Below are 833 nucleotides of genomic sequence, written 5' to 3'. Positions count from 1 at the left end.
GGCCGCGTCGTCCTCGTCTTCCACGACCCTGCGCCCTCAGCCGGAAAGCGGTTCAGGTCGCCGGATCATGCACGCTCATCCAACTCCGGAGCTGCACGCGACGGTGTGGGCCGCGTGGCCACTCTCGCAGCGACCCCTGTGTGCAGCGCGCACATTGATGGTCGTCGCCCGGCGCCGGAGGGTTAGCTCGTCGCGGCGATCGGCTGCGTCCATCGCGCCCACGCACCCGAACCGTCGGAACCGAGGCCCCATGTCGCAGATCGTCAACCCGTCCAACCTCGAGGTCATCGCAGAGCCGACCGTCACCCCGGTCGAGCGCATCGATGAGGTGGTCGAGCGGGCGACGCGCGCACAGCGGCTGTGGGCAGGACTCCCTCAGCGCCGTCGGATCCCGGCGCTCCGCCACCTCGCCGAGTTCTTCCGTGCCGAGTCGGAGACCCTTGCGCAGGTAGAGACCGCCAACGTCGGCAAACCATCGGCGACAGCCGTGGCGAAGTGGCCATGGTGGCCGATACCTTCGACTACTACGCGGGTGCCATCGACAAGAGCTTCGGCGACACGATCCCGGTGGACGGCGGACGCGACTTCACGGTCCGTGAGCCGATCGGCGTCGTCACCGTGATCGCACCGTGGAACTTCCCCCTCGTCATCGCCGCGTGGAACATCGCACCGGCGCTCGCCTGCGGGAACGCCGTCATCGTCAAGCCGGCGGAGCTGACTCCGCTCTCCGTGCTCGAGCTGGAGCGGATCTTCGCCCAGGTCGATTTTCCCGACGGGCTCTTCCAGGTGGTCCTCGGCCCCGGGTCGACCGTGGGCGCCGCCCTGACGGAGCA

1 pseudogene is annotated in these 833 nt (G+C 68.9%); it reads left to right on the top strand.

What is annotated here, in order from left to right:
• Positions 1 to 67: 67 nt before the first annotated feature.
• Positions 68 to 833: pseudogene (locus tag ACFQGU_RS16980) on the top strand (aldehyde dehydrogenase family protein); the annotation flags it as partial.

This window comes from Longivirga aurantiaca (genome assembly GCF_042660085.1).
Classification (GTDB): domain Bacteria; phylum Actinomycetota; class Actinomycetes; order S36-B12; family CAIYMF01; genus Longivirga; species Longivirga aurantiaca.
Note: the sequence above shows the minus strand (reverse complement) of the source record. Positions and strands in the feature narration are given on the sequence as shown.